Here is a 20,244-nt window from a genome sequence, read left to right on the forward strand (position 1 = left end):
CGGGGAGGCCGGTCACGCGCGCCCCCTGACGAGGTGGCGGGAGACCGTGCGGGCGTCCAGGCCGGACAGTCCCCGTACGGCGACGTACGCCTTCTCGCGGCCGGGCAGGGAGACGCGGCCGCGCAGGACGGCGTGCGGGTCGCGGGCGATGCGGTCGAGGAGCCGCCGGTAGATGCCGGCCATGGCAGCCACGCAGGCGCCGCTGCGCCGGTCGAGCATCGGCAGCAGCCGGTAGCCGGAGGCGAAGAGGGAGCGGGCGCGCCGCACCTCGTGCTGGACGAGTCCGGCGAAGTCGCCGCCCTCGGGCGGGGTGTCGGTGCGGAACCCGTCGGCGCAGCCGAAGGCGGCGAGGTCCTTGGCGGGCAGGTAGCTGCGGCCGTTGCCGGCGTCCTCGCGCAGGTCGCGCAGGATGTTGGTGAGCTGCAGGGCGAGGCCGAGGGTGTCGGCGTACTCGGGGGCGCGCGCGGCTTCGGGCGCGCCGGGGGCTGTGCCGAAGACGCCGAGGGAGAGGCGGCCGATGGCGCCGGCGACGCAGCGGCAGTACTCGCGCAGGTCGTCCCAGGTGTCGTAGGTGCGGCCGCGGACGTCCATGAGGACGCCGTCGATGAGTTCGTCGAGCCCTTCGAGGGGCAGCGGGAAGCGGCGGGCGGCGTCGGCGAGGGCGACGGCGACCGGGTCGGTGTCGTCGTCGGCGACGGCGCCCCGGCGGACCCGGTCGAGCAGGTCCCGGGTGTCTTCGAGGCGGCTCTGCTTGGCGTCGGGGCCGAGGCCGCCGTCGCCGATGTCGTCGACGCGCCGGGAGAAGGCGTAGAGGGCGGACATGGCCTGCCGCTTCTCGGCGGGCAGCAGGCGGATGCCGTACGCGAAGTTCCGGGCCTGCGTGGCGGTCACGGCCTCGCAGTAGGTGTAGGCGGCCTGCACCTGGGCGGGCATGCGGGTGGTCCGGGTCGTCGTCTGCACGTGCCCGCTCACCCCTCTCTGCGCGTGGTTCGCAGCACCGCCGCCAGTCGGCGGAGCAGTTGGGGCCGGGTTGCCCTGGGCGGTCCCGGCAGGACGTCGTAGCGGGCGGCGGCGATGGCGTCGAGGGCGGCGTGGCCGCCGGCGACGAATCCGGCGAGGAGCAGCCGGAGCCTGCCGTGGACGCTGCCGACGAGGGGGCCGCCCTCGTCCAGCAGCCGGCGGGCGCGGTCCGCCTGGTACGCGATGAGGGCGCGCGTCGACGCGCCGGCGGTGGGGAGGGCCAGGTCGGCTTCCGTGACGCGGAACCGGTCGAGGTCCTCGGCGGGCAGGTAGACGCGGTCGCGGCGGAGGTCCTCGGCGACGTCCTGGAGGTGCTCGACGATCTGCAGGGCGGTGCAGACGGCGTCGGAGCGGCGGACGCGCTCGGGGCTGGTGGTGCCGGTGATGCCGAGGACGAGCCGGCCGACGGGGTCGGCGGACAGCGCGCAGTAGTCGACGAGCTCGGCGTACGTGCCGTACCGGCTGACGCGCTGGTCCTGCCGGTTGGCCTCGATCAGCGCGAGGAACGGCTCGGGGCCGAGCCCGTGGCGGTGGACGGTCGGGGCGAGCCGGCGCAGCAGGGGGTGGCCGGGGCTGGCGCCGTCGAAGACGCGGCGCAGGTCCGCCTCGAAGGCGTCCAGGAGGGTCAGCGGATCGGCACCGGGGTCGGCGCCGAGGAGGCGGGCGTCGTGGCCGCCGGGGGCGAGGTCGCTGTCGCCGATGTCGTCGACGAGCCGGGCGAAGCCGTAGACCGCCATGAGGTCGCCGCGCCAGGCGCGGGGCAGGAAGAAGGGGGCCACGGGGAAGTTCTCGTCCGCAGCCTTGTCGAGGGTCGCGAGGGGGGCGCGCGCCGAGGCGTCCGAGTGCGCCTGCCGGACACCCGTCACTGCCGGCTGCCCGGAGCGGGGACGGCGGGACCCTCGGCGAGTTGGAGATCTTCCGTCATGGCCGTCACGTCTCCCGTTCTACACTGCTGACCCAATACAACCCATTTCGGACACGCCGCCGGATCCATGACGCTATGCCCCTGGCTGGCCTGGAATATAACCGGTCCAGCTTACGGCGCCCCGTGCACGGGCGGCCGACCGGTACTCCATGCGGAGGGCTCCGGTTCCGGCGTCCCGGCCGCCGCGCGCACACCGCCGCACGGCGCAGGGCCCGGTCGGCCCCCGCCGTGCGGCCGCGTACCGGCTACTTGCCGGTCTCCTTCTCGTACGCCTTGAGCACCTCGTCGGTCGGGCCGTCCATCAGCAGCTCGCCCTTCTCCAGCCACAGGACGCGGTCGCAGGTGTCGCGGATCGACTTGTTGCTGTGGCTGACGAGGAACACCGTGCCGGCCTCCTTGCGCAGCTCCCGGATCCGCTGCTCGGAGCGGATCTGGAACTTGCGGTCACCCGTGGCCAGCGCCTCGTCGATCATCAGCACGTCGTGCTGCTTGGCAGCGGCGATGGCGAAGCGCAGCCGCGCCCCCATGCCGGAGGAGTAGGTCCGCATCGGCAGGGTGATGAAGTCGCCCTTCTCGTTGATGCCGGAGAAGTCGACGATGTCCTGGTAGCGCGCCTTGACCTCCTCACGGGACATGCCCATGGCGAGCCCGCCGAGGATGACGTTGCGCTCCCCCGTCAGGTCGCCCATCAGGGCGGCGTTGACCCCGAGGAGGGAGGGCTGGCCGTCGGTGTAGACGCGGCCTCGCTCGCAGGGCAGCAGTCCGGCGATGGCGCGCAGCAGCGTCGACTTGCCGGAGCCGTTGGTGCCGATGAGGCCGATGGCCTCGCCGCGGTACGCGACGAAGGAGACGCCGCGCACGGCGTGCACTTCCCGCATGCCGCGGTTGCCCTTGTCGCGGCGCAGTATGCGGTTCAGGGCAGCGGTGGCGCTGCCCTTGCCGCCGGAGCCGCCGTTGACGCGGTACACGATGTGGACGTCGTCGGCGATGACGGTGGGCACCCGCGCCTCGGCCGCCCCCGCCCTGTTGGTCTCGTCAGCCACGGCCGTACCGCTCCTCAGCCTTCCAGAAGAACACGAAGCCGGCGACACCGATGCCGACCGCCCACAGCAGTCCGGCGAGCCACACGTGCGGGGGCAGGTTGGCGGAGGTGTAGCCGTCGATCAGCGCGAACCGGACGAGGTCCATGTAGATCGCCGGGGGGTTGTAGCTCAGCACGTCGGCGATCCACGCCGGCTTGCCCTCCAGCATGATGCGGATGGAGAACATCACGCCCGACGCGTACATCCACGTCCGCAGGATGAACGGCATGAGCTGCGCCAGGTCCGGGGTCTTCGCGCCGAGCCGCGCCATCACCAGCGCGAGGCCCGTGTTGAACACGAACTGGAGGGCCAGCGCGGGCAGGATGAGCAGCCAGCTCGGCGACGGGTAGCTGCCGAACGCCACCACGATCACGAACAGCACGATCATCGAGTACAGCAGCTGCTGGAGCTGCTGGAGGGCCAGCGAGATGGGCAGCGCGGCGCGCGGGAAGTGCAGCGCGCGGACCAGCCCGAGGTTGCCGGAGATCGACCGCACACCCGACATGACCGAGGTCTGAGTGAACGTGAAGACGAAGACGCCGGTCACCAGGAACGGGACGTACACGTCCTGCCCCATGCCGCGGTCCGCGCCCAGGATCAGGCCGAAGATGAGGTAGTAGACGACCGCGTTCAGCAGCGGCGTCGCGACCTGCCACAGCTGGCCCAGCTTGGCCTGGCTGTACTGGGCGGTGAGCTTGGCCCGGGAGAAGGTGAGGATGAAGTGGCGCCGTCCCCACAGCTGGCGCACGTACTCCAGCAGTCCTGGCCGGGCACCGCTGACCGTCAGCCCGTACTTGGCGGCCAGCTCGGCCGGGGTGAGCCCGTCGTCTGGCGAGGGCGGGGCGACGGTGACCGCGCGGTCGTGGGTTGTCTCACTCACAGGTCGAAACTTTCGTGTTCACCGATGCGGGGGCGGGGGTTGCTCTCGGGGCCGAGCCTGTCAGATGACGGGTGGACGGCCCAGTCTCGTCAGCCGCCACACCGTACGCCAACTCATGGGCCTTCGGGGCCCGCAAGGAGTGGTCCAGCCCTCCTTGAAACCGCCGAACCACGCCTTGAGGCCGTCCGACGACGGCCGCCGTACGAGGGTGAGCAGCAGCCACACCCCGAGGTACAGGGGCACGAGCGGGGCCGGCAGGTTGCGGCGGGCCAGCCACACCCGGTTCCTGGCGATCATCCGGTGGTAGACGGCGTGCCGGGAGGGCGGGGTGGTGGGGTGGTGCAGCACCATGTCGGCGCGGTAGTCGATCAGCCAGCCCGCGTCCAGCGCGCGCCAGGCCAGGTCCGTCTCCTCGTGCGCGTAGAAGAACTCCCCGGGCAGCGGCCCGACCTGCTGGAACACCTCCGTGCGGACGGCGTTGGCGCCGCCGAGGAAGGTCGTCACACGGGAGGAGCGCATCGGGTCGGAGGCCCGCAGCCGGGGCACGTGGCGGCGCTGGGTCGCGCCGGTCTCCGGGTCGGCGATCCGGAAGCTGACGATGCCGAGCCGCGGGTCCGCCTCGAACGCCCGGCGCACCCGCTCGGCGGTGTCCTTGTCCGGCAGCAGCCCGTCGTCGTCGAGGAACAGCAGCACGTCGACCTCGCGGCCGTTCGGGCCGAACGCCTCGATGCCGACGTTGCGGCCGCCGGGGATGCCCAGGTTCTCGGGCAGGTCGACGGTGCGGACGCCCTCGGGGACGCCGGTGACGGGTGCGCCGTTGCCGACCACGACGACCTCGATCGGGTCGCCGTCCTGGGCGGAGACGGAGTCGATGAGGGCGCGCAGGTCGTCGGGGCGGTTGCCCATGGTGATGATGACGGCGCCCAGTCTCAGGGGTTTCACGGGGGTGCTCACCTCGGTCGGCCGGGGGTTACCGGAGCCTGCTGGACGCCAGGACGGACACCAGGTGCAGCAGGGTCTGGAGGAGCGCGATCCCGGCGAGGACCGCGACCCCGAGGCGGGTGGCGTACAGGTCGCCGCGGACCTGGTCGACGACCGCCAGCAGCAGGATGAGCAGCGATGCCTCGATGCCCAGGATCAGCCGGTGGAACTTCAGCGCGGCGGCGGCCCTGCGGGCCAGCGCCATGCCGGACGAGCGCGGCTCCGACGCGGACTCCTTGACCGGCGGCAGCCCGCCCTGGTGCCGGGCGACGCCGACGAGGTCGGTCTCCGCCTTGATCAGGATCGCGCCGAGGGCGGCGAGGGTGCCGAGGAACGCCCACAACCAGTCGATCCGGCCGCCGCCCCACAGGTCCGCGGCCCGCAGGCCGAAGCCGACGAGCACGGCCGCGTCGCACAGGTAGGCGCCGACGCGGTCCAGGTACACCCCGCCGAGCGAGAACTGCTTCTTCCAGCGGGCCACCTCCCCGTCGACGCAGTCGAGCAGCAGGTACAGCTGGACCATGAGCACCCCGAGCAGGGCGCCCGGGATGCCGGGGACCAGCAGCGCCGGGGCGGCGAGGACACCGGCCGCGGTCATCACGTACGTGAGCTGGTTCGGGGTGACCCGGGTGCCGACCAGGAGGCGGGTGACGCGCAGCGAGACCTCGCGCATGTACAGGCGGCCGCCCCAGTGCTCGCCGCTGCGCCGGTCCTTCACCCCGGCCGGGTGGACGACCGGGCGGAGTTCAGCAATGGATGGTCTTGGCATAGTCGGCGTACGCGTCCCTGATCTGATCGGCGGACAGGTCGAGGTGTTCGAGGATCGTGAAGCGCCCGGGGCGGGTCTGCGGCGCGTACGCCACGGTCGCGGCGAACTCGTCCGCGGTGAACCCGATCTCCTCGGGCAGCACCGGGAGGCCGTGCCGGCGCAGCACCTCCGCGAAGAGGCCGGCCTCCTCCCGGGCACCGCGCAGGTGCATGGCGAAGGCGGCGCCGAGGCCGCACTGCTCGCCGTGGAGGGCGCGGCGCCCCGGGTGGAGCAGGTCGAAGGCGTGGCTGATCTCGTGGCAGGCGCCGGAGGACGGCCGGCTGTCGCCGCTGATCGACATGGCGATGCCGCTCAGCACGAGGGCCTCGGCGAGGACGGTGAGGAACTCGTCGTCGCCGACGCCGCCGGGGTGGCGGAGCACGGACTCGCCCGCGGTGCGGGCCATGGCGGCGGCCAGGCCGTCCACGTGCTCGCCGTTGACCCGGTGGGCCAGCTCCCAGTCCGCGAGGGCGGACAGGTTCGAGACCGCCTCCCCGATGCCGGAGCGGACGAACCGGACGGGGGCGTCCCGGATCACGTCCAGGTCGATGACCATGGCGATGGGCGAGGGCACCCCGTAGGAGCCGCGCCCGTTGTCGTTGTCGAGCGTGGAGATCGGCGAGCAGACGCCGTCGTGGGAGAGGTTCGTCGCGACGGCGACCATGGGCAGGCCGATGCGCGCCGCGGCGTACTTCGCCACGTCGATGATCTTGCCGCCGCCGAGGCCGACGACCGCGTCGTACCGCTTGCCGCGGATGGCGTCGGCCAGCCGCACGGCGGAGTCGATGGTGCCGTCCTCCACGGTGTACCAGTCGGCATCGGGCAGCACCGGCGCCAGCTTGCCGCGCAGGGCGCGCCCCGAGCCGTTGCTGATCGCCATCGCCAGCCGGCCCGAGGCGGAGATCCGCTGGTCGGCGAGGAGGCCGGCCAGCCGGTCCGTCGCCCCGCGGCTGATGTCGACGACGACCGGCGAGGGGATGAGCCGGGTCAGTACAGGCACGCGATCTCACGGCCCTTCGCGAGGTCGTCGTGGTTGTCGATCTCCACCCAGCGGACGTCGCCGATGGGTGCGGTGTCGATGCGGAAGCCGCGGTCGACGAGCTCCTGGTAGCCGTCCTCGTAGTAGAGGTCGGGGTCGCGCTCGAAGGTGGCCTTGAGGGCGTCGGCGAGGTCGGCGGCGGCGGCCGGCTCGATGAGGGTGACGCCGATGTACTCGCCGGTCGCGGCGGCCGGGTCCATGAGCTTGGTGATGCGGCGCACGCCGAGGCCGTCCTCGGCGACGACCTTCATCTCCTCGTCCGCGAGGGACTTCACCGTGTCGAGCGCGAGGATGATCCTCCGGTCGCCGCCGCGGGCCGCGAGCAGGGTCTGCTCGACGGAGACGGGGTGCACGGTGTCGCCGTTGGCGAGGATGACGCCCTCCTTGAGGAGGTCGCGGGCGCACCACAGGGAGTAGGCGTTGTTCCACTCCTCGGCCTTGTCGTTGTCGACGAGGGTGAGCTTCAGGCCGTACTTCGCCTCCAGCGCGGCCTTGCGCTCGTAGACGGCCTCCTTGCGGTAGCCGACGACGACGGCGGCCTCGGTGAGGCCGACCTCGGCGAAGTTGCCGAGGGTCAGGTCGAGGACGGTGGTGGAACCGCTTCCGGCGGGGTCCACGGGCACGAGGGCCTTCGGGAGCGTGTCGGTGTAGGGGCGCAGACGCCGTCCGGCACCGGCTGCCAGTACGAGGCCGATCATGCGGTTTCTCCTTCGTCGTGTACGGCGGGTGCTCCGGCGGACACCCAGAAGCGGACGGACTCCGCGAGGCCCACCAGGGCGAGGGCGCCGGCGAGGGCGGTGAGCGCCAGGGTGAAGCGGTCACCGCCGTCGCCGGGGCCGCCCGTCGCGAAGAGGACCGCCAGGACCACCACGAGGAGGGTGCGTCCGTCGTGCCCGCCGAGGGCACGCACCAGCCAGGCGGGCGGCGCCCCGGTGCCGCCGCGGATGCGGTAGACCGTGTCGTAGTGATGGTAGGCGACCGCCGCGACCAGCCCGAACGCCGCGGGCAGCGCGCCCGGGGCGCCCGACCGGGCGGCGAGGACGAGGACCGTGAGGTACTCGGCGGCCCGGAACAGCGGGGGCACCAGCCAGTCCAGCGGTCCCTTGAGGGGGCGGCCGACGGCACTGGCGGACGTCAGCACGTACACCGCGGCGCCGAGGAGCACGGCGTTGCCGAGGGGGGCGAGGGTCGCGCCGATCAGCAGCCAGGCGGCGCCCGCAGCGGCGATCAGGGGGCGGGCGGCGGCCGGCGGGAAGGAACCGCGGGCCGCCTTGGAGAGCAGCTCGGCGAGGGGACCGGTGTCGGCCAGGTCGGCGAGGGCCTGGGCGGCGCGGTCGGTCCTGCGGGCCTTGCGGGTCAGCGAGCGCAGCACCCGCCCGGCGGTGGTGTAGCAAGCGGCGAAGGCGCAGCCGACGAGCAGGGCGTAGAAGACGGTGCGGGGCGTGGTCAGCGCGGTGAGCACCGCGATCATCGCCCAGCGCTCCCCGATCGGCAGGATGATCATGCGGCGGACCCAGACGGTCCAGCCGACGCTGTCGAGCCGGTCGGAGAGGGCCGCGGTGGGGCTGGTGTTGGCGGTGGCGTCGTGGTTGGCCTCGTTGAAGGAGAAGTCCACGATGTGCCGGCAGGTCTGGAGCACCATCGCGCCGAGGGCGAGCGCCCAGACGTCGTCCCCGCCGCGGGCCGCCCCGAGGGCGAGACCCGCGTAGTAGGCGTACTCCTTGACGCGGTCGAAGGTGGCGTCCAGCCAGGCGCCGAGCGTCGAGTACTGGAGTGAGTAGCGGGCGAGCTGGCCGTCGGCGCAGTCCAGGACGAAGGAGAGGAGGAGCAGGACGCCGGCCGCGACGAATCCGCCGCGCGTCCCGGTCGCCGCGCAGCCGGCCGCCGCGAGCGCGGTCAGCAGGGAGGCGGTGGTGACCTGGTTCGGGGTGAGGCCCCGGCGTGCGCACCAGCGGGCGAGGTGGCGGGAGTAGGGGCTGATGAAGAACGTGGTGAAGAACCCGTCGCGGGACTTCACGGCGGCCTTGAGCCGGACGGCCTCGTCGTCGACGGCGGCGACGGCGTCCCGGGTCTCCTTGCGGGCCTGCGGGTCGGTCGGTACGGCGGCGACGAGCGAACCGAGCACGGGCCGGTGCACGGCGGTGCCGTCGGCGTCGAGGCGCGCGGCGAGCAGGTCGGGGAGGGAGTCGCCCGGCACCGGGGGCGGGCGCCCGTGCCGTCCGGGTCGCCGCCGGTGAGGCCCGTGGACGGGAGGCCGGTGCTGGAGGCACCGCTGTCGGCGCGGGCCGGGGCGCCTGTCCCGGCGGCCTCGCCCGCACCGGTCCCGGCGGGCGGGGTGGCGGCCGCGCCGGTGCCGGTCCCTGCGGGCCGGGTCGCGGCCGCCTCGTCCGTGCCGGTGGCGGTCGCCAGGCCGGTGCCGGCCGCCGTGGCCCCTGAGCTGCCGACGGCGGTGTCGGCACGGGTCGCGGCGTCCGCACCGGTACCGGTCCCGGCGGGCCGGGTCGCGGTCGCCCCGTCCGTGCCGGTCGCGGTCGCCCCGTCCGTGCCGGTCGCGGTCGCCCCGTCCGTGCCGGTGGTGGCGGGGTCCGAGCCGTCGGCGGTGCTGCCGGCGCGGTCCTGCGGACCCGGCCCGGACGCCGTGGCGGCACCGGTCCGCCGCCGGGCGCGTCCGCCAGGGCGGCCAGGGCGCGGCCGAGCGCGGGGCGGGCCGCGGGCTGGGCCGTGAGGGCGCCGGGGGCGGCGGCGGCCGGGAAGCGGGGGTCCGTCAGGGCGAGGCGCAGGGCGTGGACGTGGCCGACGAAGCGCGGGTCCACGAGCGCGACCCGCTGCCCGGCCGGTACGGAGGCGAGCAGAGCGGCCGCGCTCTCGGCGCCGTCGGCGGTGCGGACGTCGAAGCCCAGCGACCGCAGATCGCCCTCAAGCGGCGATCCGGGGACCGGAGGACCGGTGAGGATGGCGGTCGACAGACGAACTCACTCCTTGGAGCAGAAAGGGCCGGGCGCGCGCAAGGGCGCGTCGGCAGAGGCTATCGGATGCCCGGAAGCCGGAGTTCACCGAGGTTTGGCCGCCTCGACGGCGGGCGGGGGCGGCGCGATCATCATCGTCGATCAGCCGCCCGGGCGACAAACCGTGATCGTCACCCCATCCGACCTGGACACGTATCCGCAGGTCAGAGCATATGACAACGGTGTTCAGCATCAGCTTGCACATACCCCCCACCCGTAGTTGACTGACCGGCGACCCGGACCGGGACCGACCGAGGTGGAGGCGACTTCTCATGGGCGCTGGGCACGATCACGGGCACGTGCACGGAGGGGCGCCGCCCACGGGGACCGCGGGGGCCGCACACCGGTGGCGGCTGCGGATCGCCCTGTCGATCACCCTGTCCGTGATGGTGGTGGAGATCATCGGCGGCGTCCTCGCGAACTCACTGGCGCTGATCGCCGACGCGGCGCACATGGCGACGGACGCCGTCGGCCTCGCCATGGCGCTGGTCGCCATCCACATCGCCAACCGCCCGCCGACCCCGAACCGGACGTACGGGTACGCCCGCGCCGAGATCCTGGCGGCCCTGGCGAACTGCCTGCTGCTGCTCGGTGCGGGCGGCTACGTCCTGTTCGAGGCGGTGCAGCGGTTCATCACCCCGGCGGAGACCCAGGGCGGCCTGGCGATCCTCTTCGCCGCGGTCGGCCTCGTGGCGAACGTCGTCTCGCTGTCGCTGCTCATGCAGGGCCAGAAGGACAGCCTGAACGTGCGCGGCGCCTATCTGGAGGTGCTCGCGGACACCCTGGGCTCGGTGACGGTGATCGTGGCGGCGGGGGTCATCCTGCTCACGGGCTGGCAGGCCGCGGACCCGATCGCGTCCCTGGTGATCGGCCTCATGATCGTGCCGCGCACGGTGAAGCTGCTCCGGGAGACGCTGGACGTGCTGCTGGAGGCCGCGCCCAAGGGCGTCGACATGACCGAGGTGCGCTCGCACCTGCTGGCCCTGCCCGGGGTGCGGGACGTGCACGACCTGCACGCGTGGACGATCACGTCCGGGATGCCCGTGCTGTCGGCGCACGTCGTCGTCGACGCGCCGGTGCTGGACGGGGCGGGGCACGAGAAGATGCTGCACGACCTGCAGGAGTGCCTGGTGGGCCACTTCGACGTGGAACACTGCACGTTCCAGCTGGAGCCGACCGGCCATGCCGCCCACGAGGCGCACCTCTGCCACTGAGGCCCTCGGCCGGGGCGGTCCCGCCCCGGCCCGACGCGGTACCGGTGCGCGCGCCGGACCGCACGTGCCGAGGCCCCGCACGCGTGGCCGTGCGCGCGGGGGTCGTGCGTGCGGGGGGCGCGGCCCTCGCGGGTGAACGGCGTGTGAGGTGTGCCGACAAACCGCTTATGTGCGGCAGACTGTGGAATGCCCCACAGGGCCGAGAACCGATGCGAAGGATGGTTATGCCGACCACACCTGCCACCGCGACGCACAGCTCCCCGGACGGGACGCCGGACGGAGCAGCGCCCGCGATCATGCTCGAACTGGTCGACGAGAACGGCAGCACCATCGGTACCGCCGAGAAGCTCTCCGCCCACCTGGCGCCCGGGCAGCTGCACCGGGCGTTCTCGGTCTTCCTCTTCGACGAGGAGGGCCGGATGCTGCTGCAGCGGCGGGCGCTCGGGAAGTACCACTCCCCCGGCGTCTGGTCGAACACCTGCTGCGGCCACCCCTACCCCGGCGAGGCGCCGTTCGCGGCCGCCGCCCGGCGGGTGCACGAGGAGCTGGGGGTGTCGCCGTCGCTGATGGCCGAGGCGGGCACGGTGCGCTACAACCACCCGGACCCGGCGTCCGGGCTGGTCGAGCAGGAGTACAACCACCTCTTCGTCGGCATGGTGCAGGCCCCGCTGAGGCCGGACCCCGAGGAGGTCGAGGAGACGGCGTTCGTGACGGCGCAGGAGCTGGCGGAGCGGCATGCCTCGGCTCCGTTCTCGGCGTGGTTCATGACGGTGCTGGACGCGGCGCGCCCGGCGGTCAAGGAGCTGACGGGGGCCGCGGGCGGCTGGTGAGCCTGCCCGCACCTGCACTGCACCGGCACCCGCCGCGCCCCGGAGTCCGGGGCACGGCGGGTGCCGGCCGTCCGTCGGGTGGTTCCCGCGGGCGGTCGTCCGGCGGGCGCCTTCAGGGCGCCGCGGTTCGGGCGCGCCGCGGTTCGGGCGCTGCGGTTCGGGCGCGCCGCGGTTCGGGCCCTGCGGTTCGGCGCTGCGGCAGGCGACCCGCGCCGCCGCGGCCGCCGTGAGGGATCGGCGCGGCGGGGGTCGGCCACCGCGTGCTGCCCGCAGGGCGACGCCCTGGTGCCGTACGCGGCGGCGGAGCCGGTCATCGCCGGGCACGGACCGCGGGGCCGCCCCACGTCCGCCCGGGGTGGCGGCCGCTACAGCGGGAGCGCCGCCCAGATGATCTTGCCGCCGGTCGCGGTGTGCTGGACGTCGCAGGTGCCGCCCGCCTCGCGGGTGATCTCGCGGACGAGGAGCAGCCCCCGCCCGCCCGTCTGCGCGGAGTCCGTCTCCAGCGCTTTGGGGCGGTACGGGTGGTTGTCCTCCACGGAAACGCGAATCCACTCGGCGCCGATCGCGACCTCCACGGCGAGCTGCGGGGAGAGCAGCGCCGCGTGCCGCACCGCGTTGGTCACCAGCTCGGAGACGATCAGCAACAGGCCCTGGACCATGTCGTCGCGGGCCGGGACCCCCTGCCGGTGCAGCAGCTCCCGTACGGCGTGCCGGGACTGCGGCACGGAGGCGTCCACCGCCGGAGCGGTGAAACGCCAGACCCCTTCGTACGACGGTGGCCCGGCCGGGACGCCTCCGTGGCCGTCCCCGGACCGACGCTCACCCTCGTGCTCGATTGTCGCCACGGGTCGAGTGTTGGGCCAGGGGCGCCAGGGCCGGGCGGCCGACCACAAGTGTCACGCTATTGAAGGACTGCGACCGTTTCTGATCGGAGCCTCTACCCTTTCGACCGGTCATTGCCGGGTCCCGGCGCCGGGCCGCCGCCCGCACCGCCCCGTCCGCCCGCGGCGCCGCCGTCGCCCTCCTGCCCGGCCATCTGCTCGGAGACCAGCCCGACGATCCGGCGCCCGCCGACACCCATGGCGATCAGACCGAGCCCGTCGAAGAGCAGGGCCAGCGAGAAGAAGGTGCCCAGCACGTACAGGCTGCTCTCCGGCCAGTCGAACAGGACCAGCAGGCCCAGCAGGACTCCGAAGGCGCCCTGCAGCAGCGTCCAGCCGAACTGCGGGCCGCGCACCACCACACTGCCCACCAGGCGGAACAGACCGCCCGTCAGGAACAGCAGGGCGGCGAACATGGTGAACGCCTCCGCCGACTCCTCCGGGTGGCGGATGACGACGAAGCCCGCGGCGATGTTCAGCGCCGCCACCACCACCGCCAGCCAGAAGAAGCTCGTGCCCCGGGACTCCAGGGCGTGCAGCAGCCCGACGACGCCGCCGACCAGCAGCAGCCACCCGAAGAGCAGCATCGACGTGAGGGTGGCGAGCCCGGTGTACACCAGGCCGAAGACGCCGCCGATCGCCAGGATGACCCCGAGCAGTGCCAGCCAGCCGAAACTGCGGCTCAGCCTCCGGCTCGCACGGGCCGGGTCGTCGCGGGTGGTACGGGCCATCAGAGCGCCTCGCTTCCTCGGTCGTTGCTCGCGGCGCCCCCTTCTTGATCGTACGGTCGCGGTCCCCGGATAGCATCCGGCGCATGGAGCCCCAGCTCGCGCACCGCGTCGCCGACGGCGTCGCCACCGTCGTCATCGGCAACCCCGCCAAGCGCAACGCCATGACCGCCGCCATGTGGCGGCGGCTGCCCGCACTCCTCGCGGAACTGGCCGCCGACCCCGGGGTGCGGGCCCTGGTACTCACCGGGGAAGGCGACACGTTCTGCGCCGGGGCGGACATCTCCACACTGCGCCGACCGGGCGACGAGCAGCAGGCCCTCGCCGTGCGGGCCGAGGAGGCGCTCGCGGCGTTCCCCAAGCCGACGCTGGCCGCCGTGCGCGGCTACTGCGTGGGCGGCGGGTGCCAGCTCGCGGCCGCCTGCGACCTGCGGTTCGCCGAGGAGGGCGCGCGCTTCGGGATCACACCCGCCAAGCTGGGCATCGTCTACGGCGCCTCGTCCACGCGGCGGCTCGTCTCGCTGGTGGGCCCCGCCACCGCCAAGTACCTGCTGTTCTCCGGCGAGCTCGTCGGCGCGGAGCGGGCGCTGCGCACGGGTCTGGTGGACGAGGTGCTGCCGCCCGGGGAGCTCGACGCGCGGGTGGCGGAGTTCGTCCGGGTGCTGCTGTCCCGGTCCCTGCTGACGCAGATGGCCGCCAAGGACTTCGCGGAGGGCCGTACGGACCGGGCGGGGCACTGGGCGGAGGAGGCCCGTCGGAGCGGCGACCGCGAGGAAGGCGTCGCGGCCTTCCTGGAGCGGCGCCCGCCGCGCTTCACGTACCGGGGCTGAGCCGCGCGCGGCGGCCGGGTGGCCGGAACCCTACTGGCTCGTACCGACCAGTCGGTAAGGTGCCGGGCATGACCACACCGACGCTGCCGCAGCCCTCAGTGCGCCGCTGCCACCACGCCCTCAACCTCTTCCACGCCGCCGTCTACTTCTCGCCCGAGACCGCGAAGGAGCTGGCCGCCCTCGGCATCGAGGACGGGCACGCCGCCTACCTGGCCGCGCGCTCCGCGCCCATGGGGGCCGTGGGGCCCGGCCCGGTCACCGCCGCGTTCAACAACTTCAACCCGGCCCTCATAGCGCGCCACCTGCCCGCGGTCTGGGAGACCGCCCCGCCGCAGGAGGTCACCGCGGCGCGGCTGCGGGCGGCCGAGGCGACCGTGCGGCGGCTGCTCGGCGACGCGGTCGCGGCGTCCGACGACATGGCGGAGGCCGCCGAGCTGGCCCTGCGCGCAGCGGAGGGCTGCACCCCGCACGCCCGCCCGCTGTACGCGGCGCACGCCGACGTGCCGGTTCCCGAGGGGCCCGCGCACCTGCGGTACTGGTGGGCGGCCACGCTGCTGCGGGAGCACCGCGGCGACGCGCACGTGGCCGCCCTGCTGCACGCGGGGCTCGACCCGCTGGAGGCGATGGTCACCCACACCGCCTCCGGCAGCGGCATCTCGCCCCGCTGGGCCCTCGGCATCCGCGGCTGGGGCCGGGCCGACTGGGACGCGGCGGGCGCACGGCTGCAGGAGCGCGGCCTGCTGGACGCCGGAGGCGGGCTGACGGACTCCGGCCGGGCCCTGCGCGAGGAGGTGGAGGCGCACACGGACCGGATGGACGCGGCGCCATACGCGCGCCTGGGAGCGGACGGGGTGGCCCGGCTGGCCAAGCTGGCCATGGGCTTCCTGTCCGCGGCGGTCGCGGCGGGCGCCTTCCCCGCCGAGGTCGGGGCCCGCGACTGACCGACGGCGCGGCGGCGCATCGGGGCGGGATGCCGCACCTCCCGCCCCGAGCAGGCAGAATGCGAGCGCAACCCTGAAGGCACGAGAAGGCGGGTCGGACACACCGTGACGACGTCCATCGAAGGCAGGATCGCCGAGGAGCTCGGCGTACGGGAGCGACAGGTCAAGGCGGCCGTGGAGCTGCTGGACGGCGGCTCGACCGTGCCGTTCATCGCCCGCTACCGCAAGGAAGCGACCGGGATGCTCGACGACACCCAGCTGCGCACGCTGGAGGAGCGCCTGCGGTACCTGCGGGAGCTGGAGGACCGGCGGGCCGCGATCCTCGAATCCGTACGCGAGCAGGGCAAGCTGACGGACGCCTTGGAGGCGCGGATCCGGGAGGCCGACACCAAGGCCCGCCTGGAGGACGTCTACCTGCCGTTCAAGCCGAAGCGGCGCACCAAGGCGCAGATCGCCAGGGAGGCCGGACTGGAGCCGCTGGCCGACGGGCTGCTGGCCGACCCGTCCGCGGAGCCGCTCGCCGCGGCGGCCGCGTTCGTGGACGCGGACAAGGGCGTCGCGGACCCGGCGGCGGCGCTGGAGGGTGCGCGGGCGATCCTCACGGAGCGGTTCTCCGAGGACGCCGACCTGATCGGCGAGCTGCGCGAGCGGATGTGGACGCGGGGGCGCCTGGTCGCGAAGGTCCGGGCGGGCAAGGAGGAGGCGGGCGCGAAGTTCGCCGACTACTTCGACTTCGCGGAGGGCTTCACCGAGCTGCCCTCGCACCGCGTGCTGGCGATGCTGCGCGGTGAGAAGGAGGACGTGCTGGACCTCGTGCTGGAGCCGGAGGAGCCGGTCGACGGCCCTTCGGCGTACGAGGGGATGGTGGCCCGGCGCTTCGGGATCGAGGACCGGGGCCGCCCGGGCGACCCCTGGCTGAAGGACACCGTCCGCTGGGCGTGGCGCACCCGCATCCTGGTGCACCTGGGCATCGACCTGCGGCTGCGGCTGCGCACCGCCGCCGAGGACGAGGCGGTGCGGGTGTTCGCCGCCAACCTGCGGGACCTGCTGCTCGCGGCTCCGGCCGGGACCCGGCCGACGCTCGCCCTCGACCCGGGCTACCGCACGGGCGTGAAGGTCGCCGTCGTCGACGGGACCGGGAAGGTCGTGGCGACCGACACGGTCTACCCGCACGTGCCGCAGAACAAGTGGGAGGAGTCGCTCGCCGCGCTGGAGCGGCTGGCGAGGGCGCACCGGGTGGAGCTGGTCGCGATCGGCAACGGCACCGCGTCCCGCGAGACCGACCGGCTGGCCGCGGACCTGATCGCCCGCCACCCCGAGCTGGGGCTGACGAAGGTGCTGGTGTCGGAGGCGGGGGCGTCGGTGTACTCGGCGTCCGCGTTCGCCGCGCAGGAGCTGCCGGGGCTCGACGTGTCGCTGCGCGGCGCGGTGTCCATCGCACGGCGCCTCCAGGACCCGCTGGCGGAGCTGGTGAAGATCGATCCGAAGTCGATCGGCGTCGGCCAGTACCAGCACGACCTGTCCGAGGTGAAGCTGTCCAGGTCGCTGGACGCGGTGGTCGAGGACTGTGTGAACGGCGTGGGCGTGGACGTCAACACGGCGTCGGCGCCGCTGCTGTCGCGGGTGTCGGGCATCGGGCCCGGCCTCGCGGAGAACATCGTGGCGCACCGGGACGCGAACGGCCCGTTCCGGTCCAGGAATGCCCTGAAGGACGTGCCGCGGCTGGGTCCGAAGGCGTTCGAGCAGTGCGCGGGCTTCCTGCGGATCCGGGGCGGCGACGACCCGCTGGACGCGTCGGCGGTGCACCCGGAGGCGTATCCGGTGGTGCGGCGGATGGTGAAGACGACGGGCGGCGAGGTCGCGTCGCTGATCGGCAACACGGGTGTGCTGCGGTCCCTGCGGCCGGACGCCTTCGTGGACGACACCTTCGGCCTGCCGACGGTCACGGACATCCTGCGGGAGCTGGAGAAGCCGGGCCGCGACCCCCGTCCGGCGTTCCGTACGGCCACGTTCAAGGAAGGCGTGGAGAAGATCGGCGACCTCGCGCCGGGGATGGTGCTGGAGGGCGTCGTGACGAACGTGGCGGCGTTCGGCGCGTTCGTGGACGTCGGTGTCCACCAGGACGGACTCGTGCACGTGTCGGCCATGTCGCGGACCTTCGTCAAGGACCCGCGGGACGTCGTGAAGTCCGGTGACGTGGTGAAGGTGAAGGTCCTCGACGTGGACGTGCCGCGCAAGCGGATCTCGCTGACGCTGCGGCTGGACGACGAGGCGGCCGCGGACGGCCCGGCCGAGGGTTCCGGGCCGCGCCGCGAGCGCGGCGGGCGCCCGCCGCGGCAGCGCCAGGGCGGCGGTGGCGGTGGCAAGGGCGGCCAAGGCAGCGGTGGCAAGGGCGGCCGGGGCGGCGCCCGCGGTGGCGACCGGCAGGCACCGCCGCCCGCCAACAGCGCGATGGCCGACGCCCTCCGCAAGGCGGGCCTGCTGGACGGCGGCGGCGACCGGCGGCGCTGAGCCGCGGCCGGCCGGGAGCGGGCGGGGGTGCGCCCTCCTCCGCCCCGGCTGCCGCGGGCCGGTCCACTCGTGAGCCTGAAGCCGGTCCACTCGTGAGCCTGAAAACCACCGCCCGGTGCGCGATATGACGGCGCGGAGCTCGCAGCGCGGGGTAACTTGGCGCGGGGCCGGGCGCTTCGAGGCGCCGGGGCGTGCCCGTTTTCGCGGCGTTCCCGCTTCGGGGCGTTCCTGCTTCGGGGGCGGCGCTGCTGCTTCGGGGGTTGCCGCGGCACTGCGGGATCCCGGAGCGCGGGGCGTTGCGTCGGGCGCGCCGGTCGGCCCCCGGTGGGGCACGGGGTGACGGTCCTTCCGGGCGGGACGGTCCCGCCGGTCCTCGCAGCGCCGGTGGCCCGCGCGCCCGCCTGCCGTGCACGGCGGGGCCGCCGCGGCCGCGCCGGTCGGCGCTGTGCGGGGCTCGTACGGGCAGCGGGTGGACGTAGAGGAGGAAGTGCGGGATGACGGAGGCCACGGCCAACGAGCTGGACGAGCGGGTCCTCGGACGCAGGTGGACGGTCCGGCTGGACGCCGCAGGGCGTGGCAGCGCGGCCGTACGCGTCTCGTGCAGCCGCCCCACATGCGCCGAGCAGCGCCTGCCGTCCACGGCGGCGGGCCGTGCGGCCGCGGTCGCGCACCTCAAGGCCCACCTGAAGGCGGCGCCCGCGCCCCGTGCCGACGCGTACTGCGCGTGCCGGTCCGACAGCTGCCGCACGCACATCCGCCCCGACGAGCGGGAGGGGCGGGGGCAGCCCTGGCGGTGCGGCGGAGCGGTCGTCCTGGCCGTCGTCGCCGACCGGGAGGGCCGCTGGTGGCAGGCGCTGGAGTGCTGTTCCCGCTGTGCGGCCGCCATGCCCGCGGCGAGGGTCGTCGCCACGGCGCAGCCCGCGCCGGGGCCGGTGGCCGCCGCCGAGCGGCCCCCGGCCGCACCGACCGGCACCCCCGGTTCTCCGACCGCTCCGCCGCCGCGGCCGGTGCGCGGGACGTGCCGGGCCCCGCTCCGCGCCCGCGCGGCACCGCCCCCGCAGAAGAAGATCGCCCAGCGGGTGATCCCCCACGACCTGCATCCCACATCGCTGCGGGACGAACTCGTCGAGCTGGGCGACCTCTTCCGCGCCTACCAGCAGCGCCCCGAACCGGACCTGGCGCTGCTCGCCGACCTCCACGAGCGCAAGGCCCGCGCCTTCGGCAGCTGGGCCGACGTCACCTGCGACGGCGCCCTGCGGTGGGAGGCCCGGCGCGCCGAGCAGGCCGCTGCGGCCATCCGCCTCCAGCACCTGCAGCGCACCGGCGGCGTGCCCGCCGGCGACGGCCCGGCCGTCGCGCGGCTGCTGACCGCGCCCGCGCAGTGGGAGCACGCGCGCTCCGTCCTCGCGTACGCGGCCGACCACAGCCCGCTGCCCGGGGCGGAGGCCCGGCTGCTGGTGCTGATGCTGACCCTTCGCACCGCGCACACCGGGACCGGCAACGTCGTCGGGCAGGACCTCACCTCGCTGGGCCTGAGTGATCCGGAGGACCTGGTCGCGCAGTTGGCGGCCTGCGGCTGGCTTGCCCTGCCCGGCACGCCCGGCGACCTGCTCGCCTCCCGTCCGGAGAGCCCCACCCCGATCACCGTGCCGTCCCTCGTGCCGCCCGAGGACGGGGCCGGGCCGTTCACGTTCGGCAGGAAGATGCGGCCCAGGCTCTCCGGCTGGGCCCAGAAGGTCGTCGGGGACAAGAAGCTCCGCAAGGCCAAGGCCGCCGCCGGGACCCGTCTCCTCGCCCTGGCGCTGGCCACCCGCACCGACGCCTCCGGGCGCCTCGGGCCCGACGAGCAGGGCGTCGCCCTGACCGCCCTGACCGCCCTCGTCCCGGTCGGCTCCGCAGAGCTCCCGTCCCTGGTCGACCAGTTGACGGGGGCGGACTGGCTCACGGAGGCCGCCCTCACCGACAGCCACCTCGCCGGGCAGCTGTCCGAACGCGTCCTCCCCTTCACCTGCCCGCTCCCGTAGTCAGGACCGGTCGGCTCCGCTCGGTGCGGACCGCGGCCGGGGCGGGGGCGTTCGCCACCGGCCGTCCGCGTCACCATCGCCGGACCGCTGCGCGGCGGCGGACGGACCGGGAGCCCGGCGAGGCGGACCGGGGGTGTGCGGGGGAGGCAGCGGGGCGATGCGGGGGCGGCGGCCGAGGTGCGGGGGTGGCGGCCGAGGTGCGGGGGTGGCGGCCGAGGTGCGGGGGTGGCCGGGGCGTGTGAGTCTGGCCGCGTCACCGGACACACCGACGAGGGACCACGGAGACGGTCATGAACCAGATCGGGGACAAGCCCGAGGAAGTCCGCAGGCACCGCGAGCAGGAGAAGCGGCAGGCGGAGCGGCAGGCGGAGCGCAGGCAGCGGGGCGGCGCCGCCGGAGCGTCGGACGCCGAGCGCGACCGCGAGCGCGAGCGCGTCGAGCACGCCGCCCCCGATGAGGAGGCGTACAGCACGTTCGACGCCTACGAGGAGCCGGAGGACCGACCCTAGCGGCGGCACCCGGCGGCCGTGGCAGCGGCAGTGGGG

At 74.4% G+C, this 20,244-nt stretch carries 18 protein-coding genes; 7 read left to right on the forward strand and 11 right to left on the reverse strand.

The genetic code is table 11. The features are described from left to right. Positions 1-12 precede the first annotated feature (12 nt). From hpnD to L6E17_RS15060, 9 genes are all read right to left on the reverse strand, one after another. Complete coding sequence (hpnD, locus tag L6E17_RS15020) at positions 13-933, reverse strand: presqualene diphosphate synthase HpnD (RefSeq protein WP_236241357.1); 921 nt, start codon at positions 931-933, stop codon at positions 13-15. Positions 934-968: 35 nt separating this feature from the next. Continuing rightward, complete coding sequence (hpnC, locus tag L6E17_RS15025) at positions 969-1,886, reverse strand: squalene synthase HpnC (RefSeq protein WP_236241267.1); 918 nt, start codon at positions 1,884-1,886, stop codon at positions 969-971. Positions 1,887-2,190: 304 nt separating this feature from the next. Further along, on the reverse strand, positions 2,191-2,988 hold the full coding sequence (locus L6E17_RS15030) for an ABC transporter ATP-binding protein (RefSeq protein WP_236241268.1): 798 nt from the start codon (positions 2,986-2,988) through the stop codon (positions 2,191-2,193). After that, on the reverse strand, positions 2,981-3,907 hold the full coding sequence (locus L6E17_RS15035) for an ABC transporter permease (protein ID WP_236241269.1): 927 nt from the start codon (positions 3,905-3,907) through the stop codon (positions 2,981-2,983). The genes L6E17_RS15030 and L6E17_RS15035 overlap by 8 nt, the downstream gene beginning before the upstream one ends. A 60-nt stretch (positions 3,908-3,967) precedes the next feature. Next, on the reverse strand, positions 3,968-4,840 hold the full coding sequence (locus L6E17_RS15040) for a glycosyltransferase family 2 protein (RefSeq protein ID WP_236241358.1): 873 nt from the start codon (positions 4,838-4,840) through the stop codon (positions 3,968-3,970). Positions 4,841-4,877: 37 nt separating this feature from the next. Beyond that, positions 4,878-5,657: a CDP-alcohol phosphatidyltransferase family protein gene (locus L6E17_RS15045; protein ID WP_236241270.1), complete on the reverse strand. Its 780-nt coding sequence runs from the start codon at positions 5,655-5,657 to the stop codon at positions 4,878-4,880. After that, on the reverse strand, positions 5,635-6,696 hold the full coding sequence (locus L6E17_RS15050) for an iron-containing alcohol dehydrogenase family protein (protein ID WP_236241271.1): 1,062 nt from the start codon (positions 6,694-6,696) through the stop codon (positions 5,635-5,637). The genes L6E17_RS15045 and L6E17_RS15050 overlap by 23 nt, the downstream gene beginning before the upstream one ends. Beyond that, the gene (locus L6E17_RS15055; RefSeq protein WP_236241272.1) at positions 6,684-7,433 is read right to left on the reverse strand and encodes a sugar phosphate nucleotidyltransferase; all 750 of its coding nucleotides are present in this window, start codon (positions 7,431-7,433) and stop codon (positions 6,684-6,686) included. Before L6E17_RS15055 ends, L6E17_RS15050 begins: the two co-directional genes overlap by 13 nt. Next, on the reverse strand, positions 7,430-8,932 hold the full coding sequence (locus L6E17_RS15060) for a DUF5941 domain-containing protein (RefSeq protein ID WP_236241273.1): 1,503 nt from the start codon (positions 8,930-8,932) through the stop codon (positions 7,430-7,432). Before L6E17_RS15060 ends, L6E17_RS15055 begins: the two co-directional genes overlap by 4 nt. Positions 8,933-10,012: 1,080 nt before the next feature. Between L6E17_RS15060 and L6E17_RS15070 the strand changes: the two genes are divergently transcribed. Both L6E17_RS15070 and idi read left to right on the forward strand, forming a co-directional pair. Next, positions 10,013-10,954: a cation diffusion facilitator family transporter gene (locus L6E17_RS15070; RefSeq protein ID WP_236241274.1), complete on the forward strand. Its 942-nt coding sequence runs from the start codon at positions 10,013-10,015 to the stop codon at positions 10,952-10,954. A gap of 224 nt (positions 10,955-11,178) precedes the next feature. Continuing rightward, on the forward strand, positions 11,179-11,784 hold the full coding sequence (gene idi / locus L6E17_RS15075; protein ID WP_236241275.1) for an isopentenyl-diphosphate Delta-isomerase: 606 nt from the start codon (positions 11,179-11,181) through the stop codon (positions 11,782-11,784). Positions 11,785-12,149: 365 nt separating this feature from the next. On the opposite strand, the gene L6E17_RS15080 is transcribed toward idi, so the two are convergent. Further along, positions 12,150-12,629: an ATP-binding protein gene (locus tag L6E17_RS15080; protein ID WP_236241276.1), complete on the reverse strand. Its 480-nt coding sequence runs from the start codon at positions 12,627-12,629 to the stop codon at positions 12,150-12,152. A gap of 92 nt (positions 12,630-12,721) precedes the next feature. Next, entirely contained in the window at positions 12,722-13,396 is a 675-nt protein-coding gene (locus L6E17_RS15085; RefSeq protein ID WP_236241277.1) for an HdeD family acid-resistance protein, read from the reverse strand. An 83-nt stretch (positions 13,397-13,479) separates the two neighbouring features. On the opposite strand from L6E17_RS15085, the gene L6E17_RS15090 reads away from it, so the two are divergent. The 5 genes from L6E17_RS15090 (at position 13,480) to L6E17_RS15110 (ending at position 20,208) form a co-directional block, all read left to right on the forward strand. Then, on the forward strand, positions 13,480-14,223 hold the full coding sequence (locus tag L6E17_RS15090; RefSeq protein ID WP_236241278.1) for an enoyl-CoA hydratase/isomerase family protein: 744 nt from the start codon (positions 13,480-13,482) through the stop codon (positions 14,221-14,223). Positions 14,224-14,291: 68 nt separating this feature from the next. Further along, on the forward strand, positions 14,292-15,164 hold the full coding sequence (locus L6E17_RS15095) for a hypothetical protein (RefSeq protein ID WP_236241279.1): 873 nt from the start codon (positions 14,292-14,294) through the stop codon (positions 15,162-15,164). Positions 15,165-15,269: 105 nt separating this feature from the next. Next, positions 15,270-17,675 (forward strand): Tex family protein, encoded by a 2,406-nt coding sequence (locus tag L6E17_RS15100; RefSeq protein WP_236241280.1) that lies wholly within the window; start codon positions 15,270-15,272, stop codon positions 17,673-17,675. Between the two features lie 494 nt (positions 17,676-18,169). Then, positions 18,170-19,699, forward strand: a complete 1,530-nt coding sequence (locus L6E17_RS15105; protein WP_236241281.1) for a hypothetical protein — start codon at positions 18,170-18,172, stop codon at positions 19,697-19,699. A 290-nt stretch (positions 19,700-19,989) separates the two neighbouring features. After that, entirely contained in the window at positions 19,990-20,208 is a 219-nt protein-coding gene (locus tag L6E17_RS15110) for a hypothetical protein (RefSeq protein ID WP_236241282.1), read from the forward strand. The last annotated feature ends 36 nt before the right edge of the window (positions 20,209-20,244 follow it).

Source organism: Streptomyces sp. CC228A (assembly GCF_021390935.1).
Classification (GTDB): Bacteria; Actinomycetota; Actinomycetes; order Streptomycetales; family Streptomycetaceae; genus Streptomyces.

What these genes read in the sequence shown, in the direction of transcription:
- hpnD (WP_236241357.1), bottom strand. Translation starts at nt 933, where the DNA reads ATGCCCGCCCAGGTGCAGGCCGCCTACACCTACTGCGAGGCCGTGACC.
- L6E17_RS15045 (WP_236241270.1), bottom strand. Translation starts at nt 5,657, where the DNA reads ATGCCAAGACCATCCATTGCTGAACTCCGCCCGGTCGTCCACCCGGCC.
- L6E17_RS15055 (WP_236241272.1), bottom strand. Translation starts at nt 7,433, where the DNA reads ATGATCGGCCTCGTACTGGCAGCCGGTGCCGGACGGCGTCTGCGCCCC.
- L6E17_RS15070 (WP_236241274.1), top strand. Translation starts at nt 10,013, where the DNA reads ATGGGCGCTGGGCACGATCACGGGCACGTGCACGGAGGGGCGCCGCCC.
- idi (WP_236241275.1), top strand. Translation starts at nt 11,179, where the DNA reads ATGCCGACCACACCTGCCACCGCGACGCACAGCTCCCCGGACGGGACG.
- L6E17_RS15085 (WP_236241277.1), bottom strand. Translation starts at nt 13,396, where the DNA reads ATGGCCCGTACCACCCGCGACGACCCGGCCCGTGCGAGCCGGAGGCTG.
- L6E17_RS15090 (WP_236241278.1), top strand. Translation starts at nt 13,480, where the DNA reads ATGGAGCCCCAGCTCGCGCACCGCGTCGCCGACGGCGTCGCCACCGTC.
- L6E17_RS15095 (WP_236241279.1), top strand. Translation starts at nt 14,292, where the DNA reads ATGACCACACCGACGCTGCCGCAGCCCTCAGTGCGCCGCTGCCACCAC.
- L6E17_RS15105 (WP_236241281.1), top strand. Translation starts at nt 18,170, where the DNA reads ATGACGGAGGCCACGGCCAACGAGCTGGACGAGCGGGTCCTCGGACGC.
- L6E17_RS15110 (WP_236241282.1), top strand. Translation starts at nt 19,990, where the DNA reads ATGAACCAGATCGGGGACAAGCCCGAGGAAGTCCGCAGGCACCGCGAG.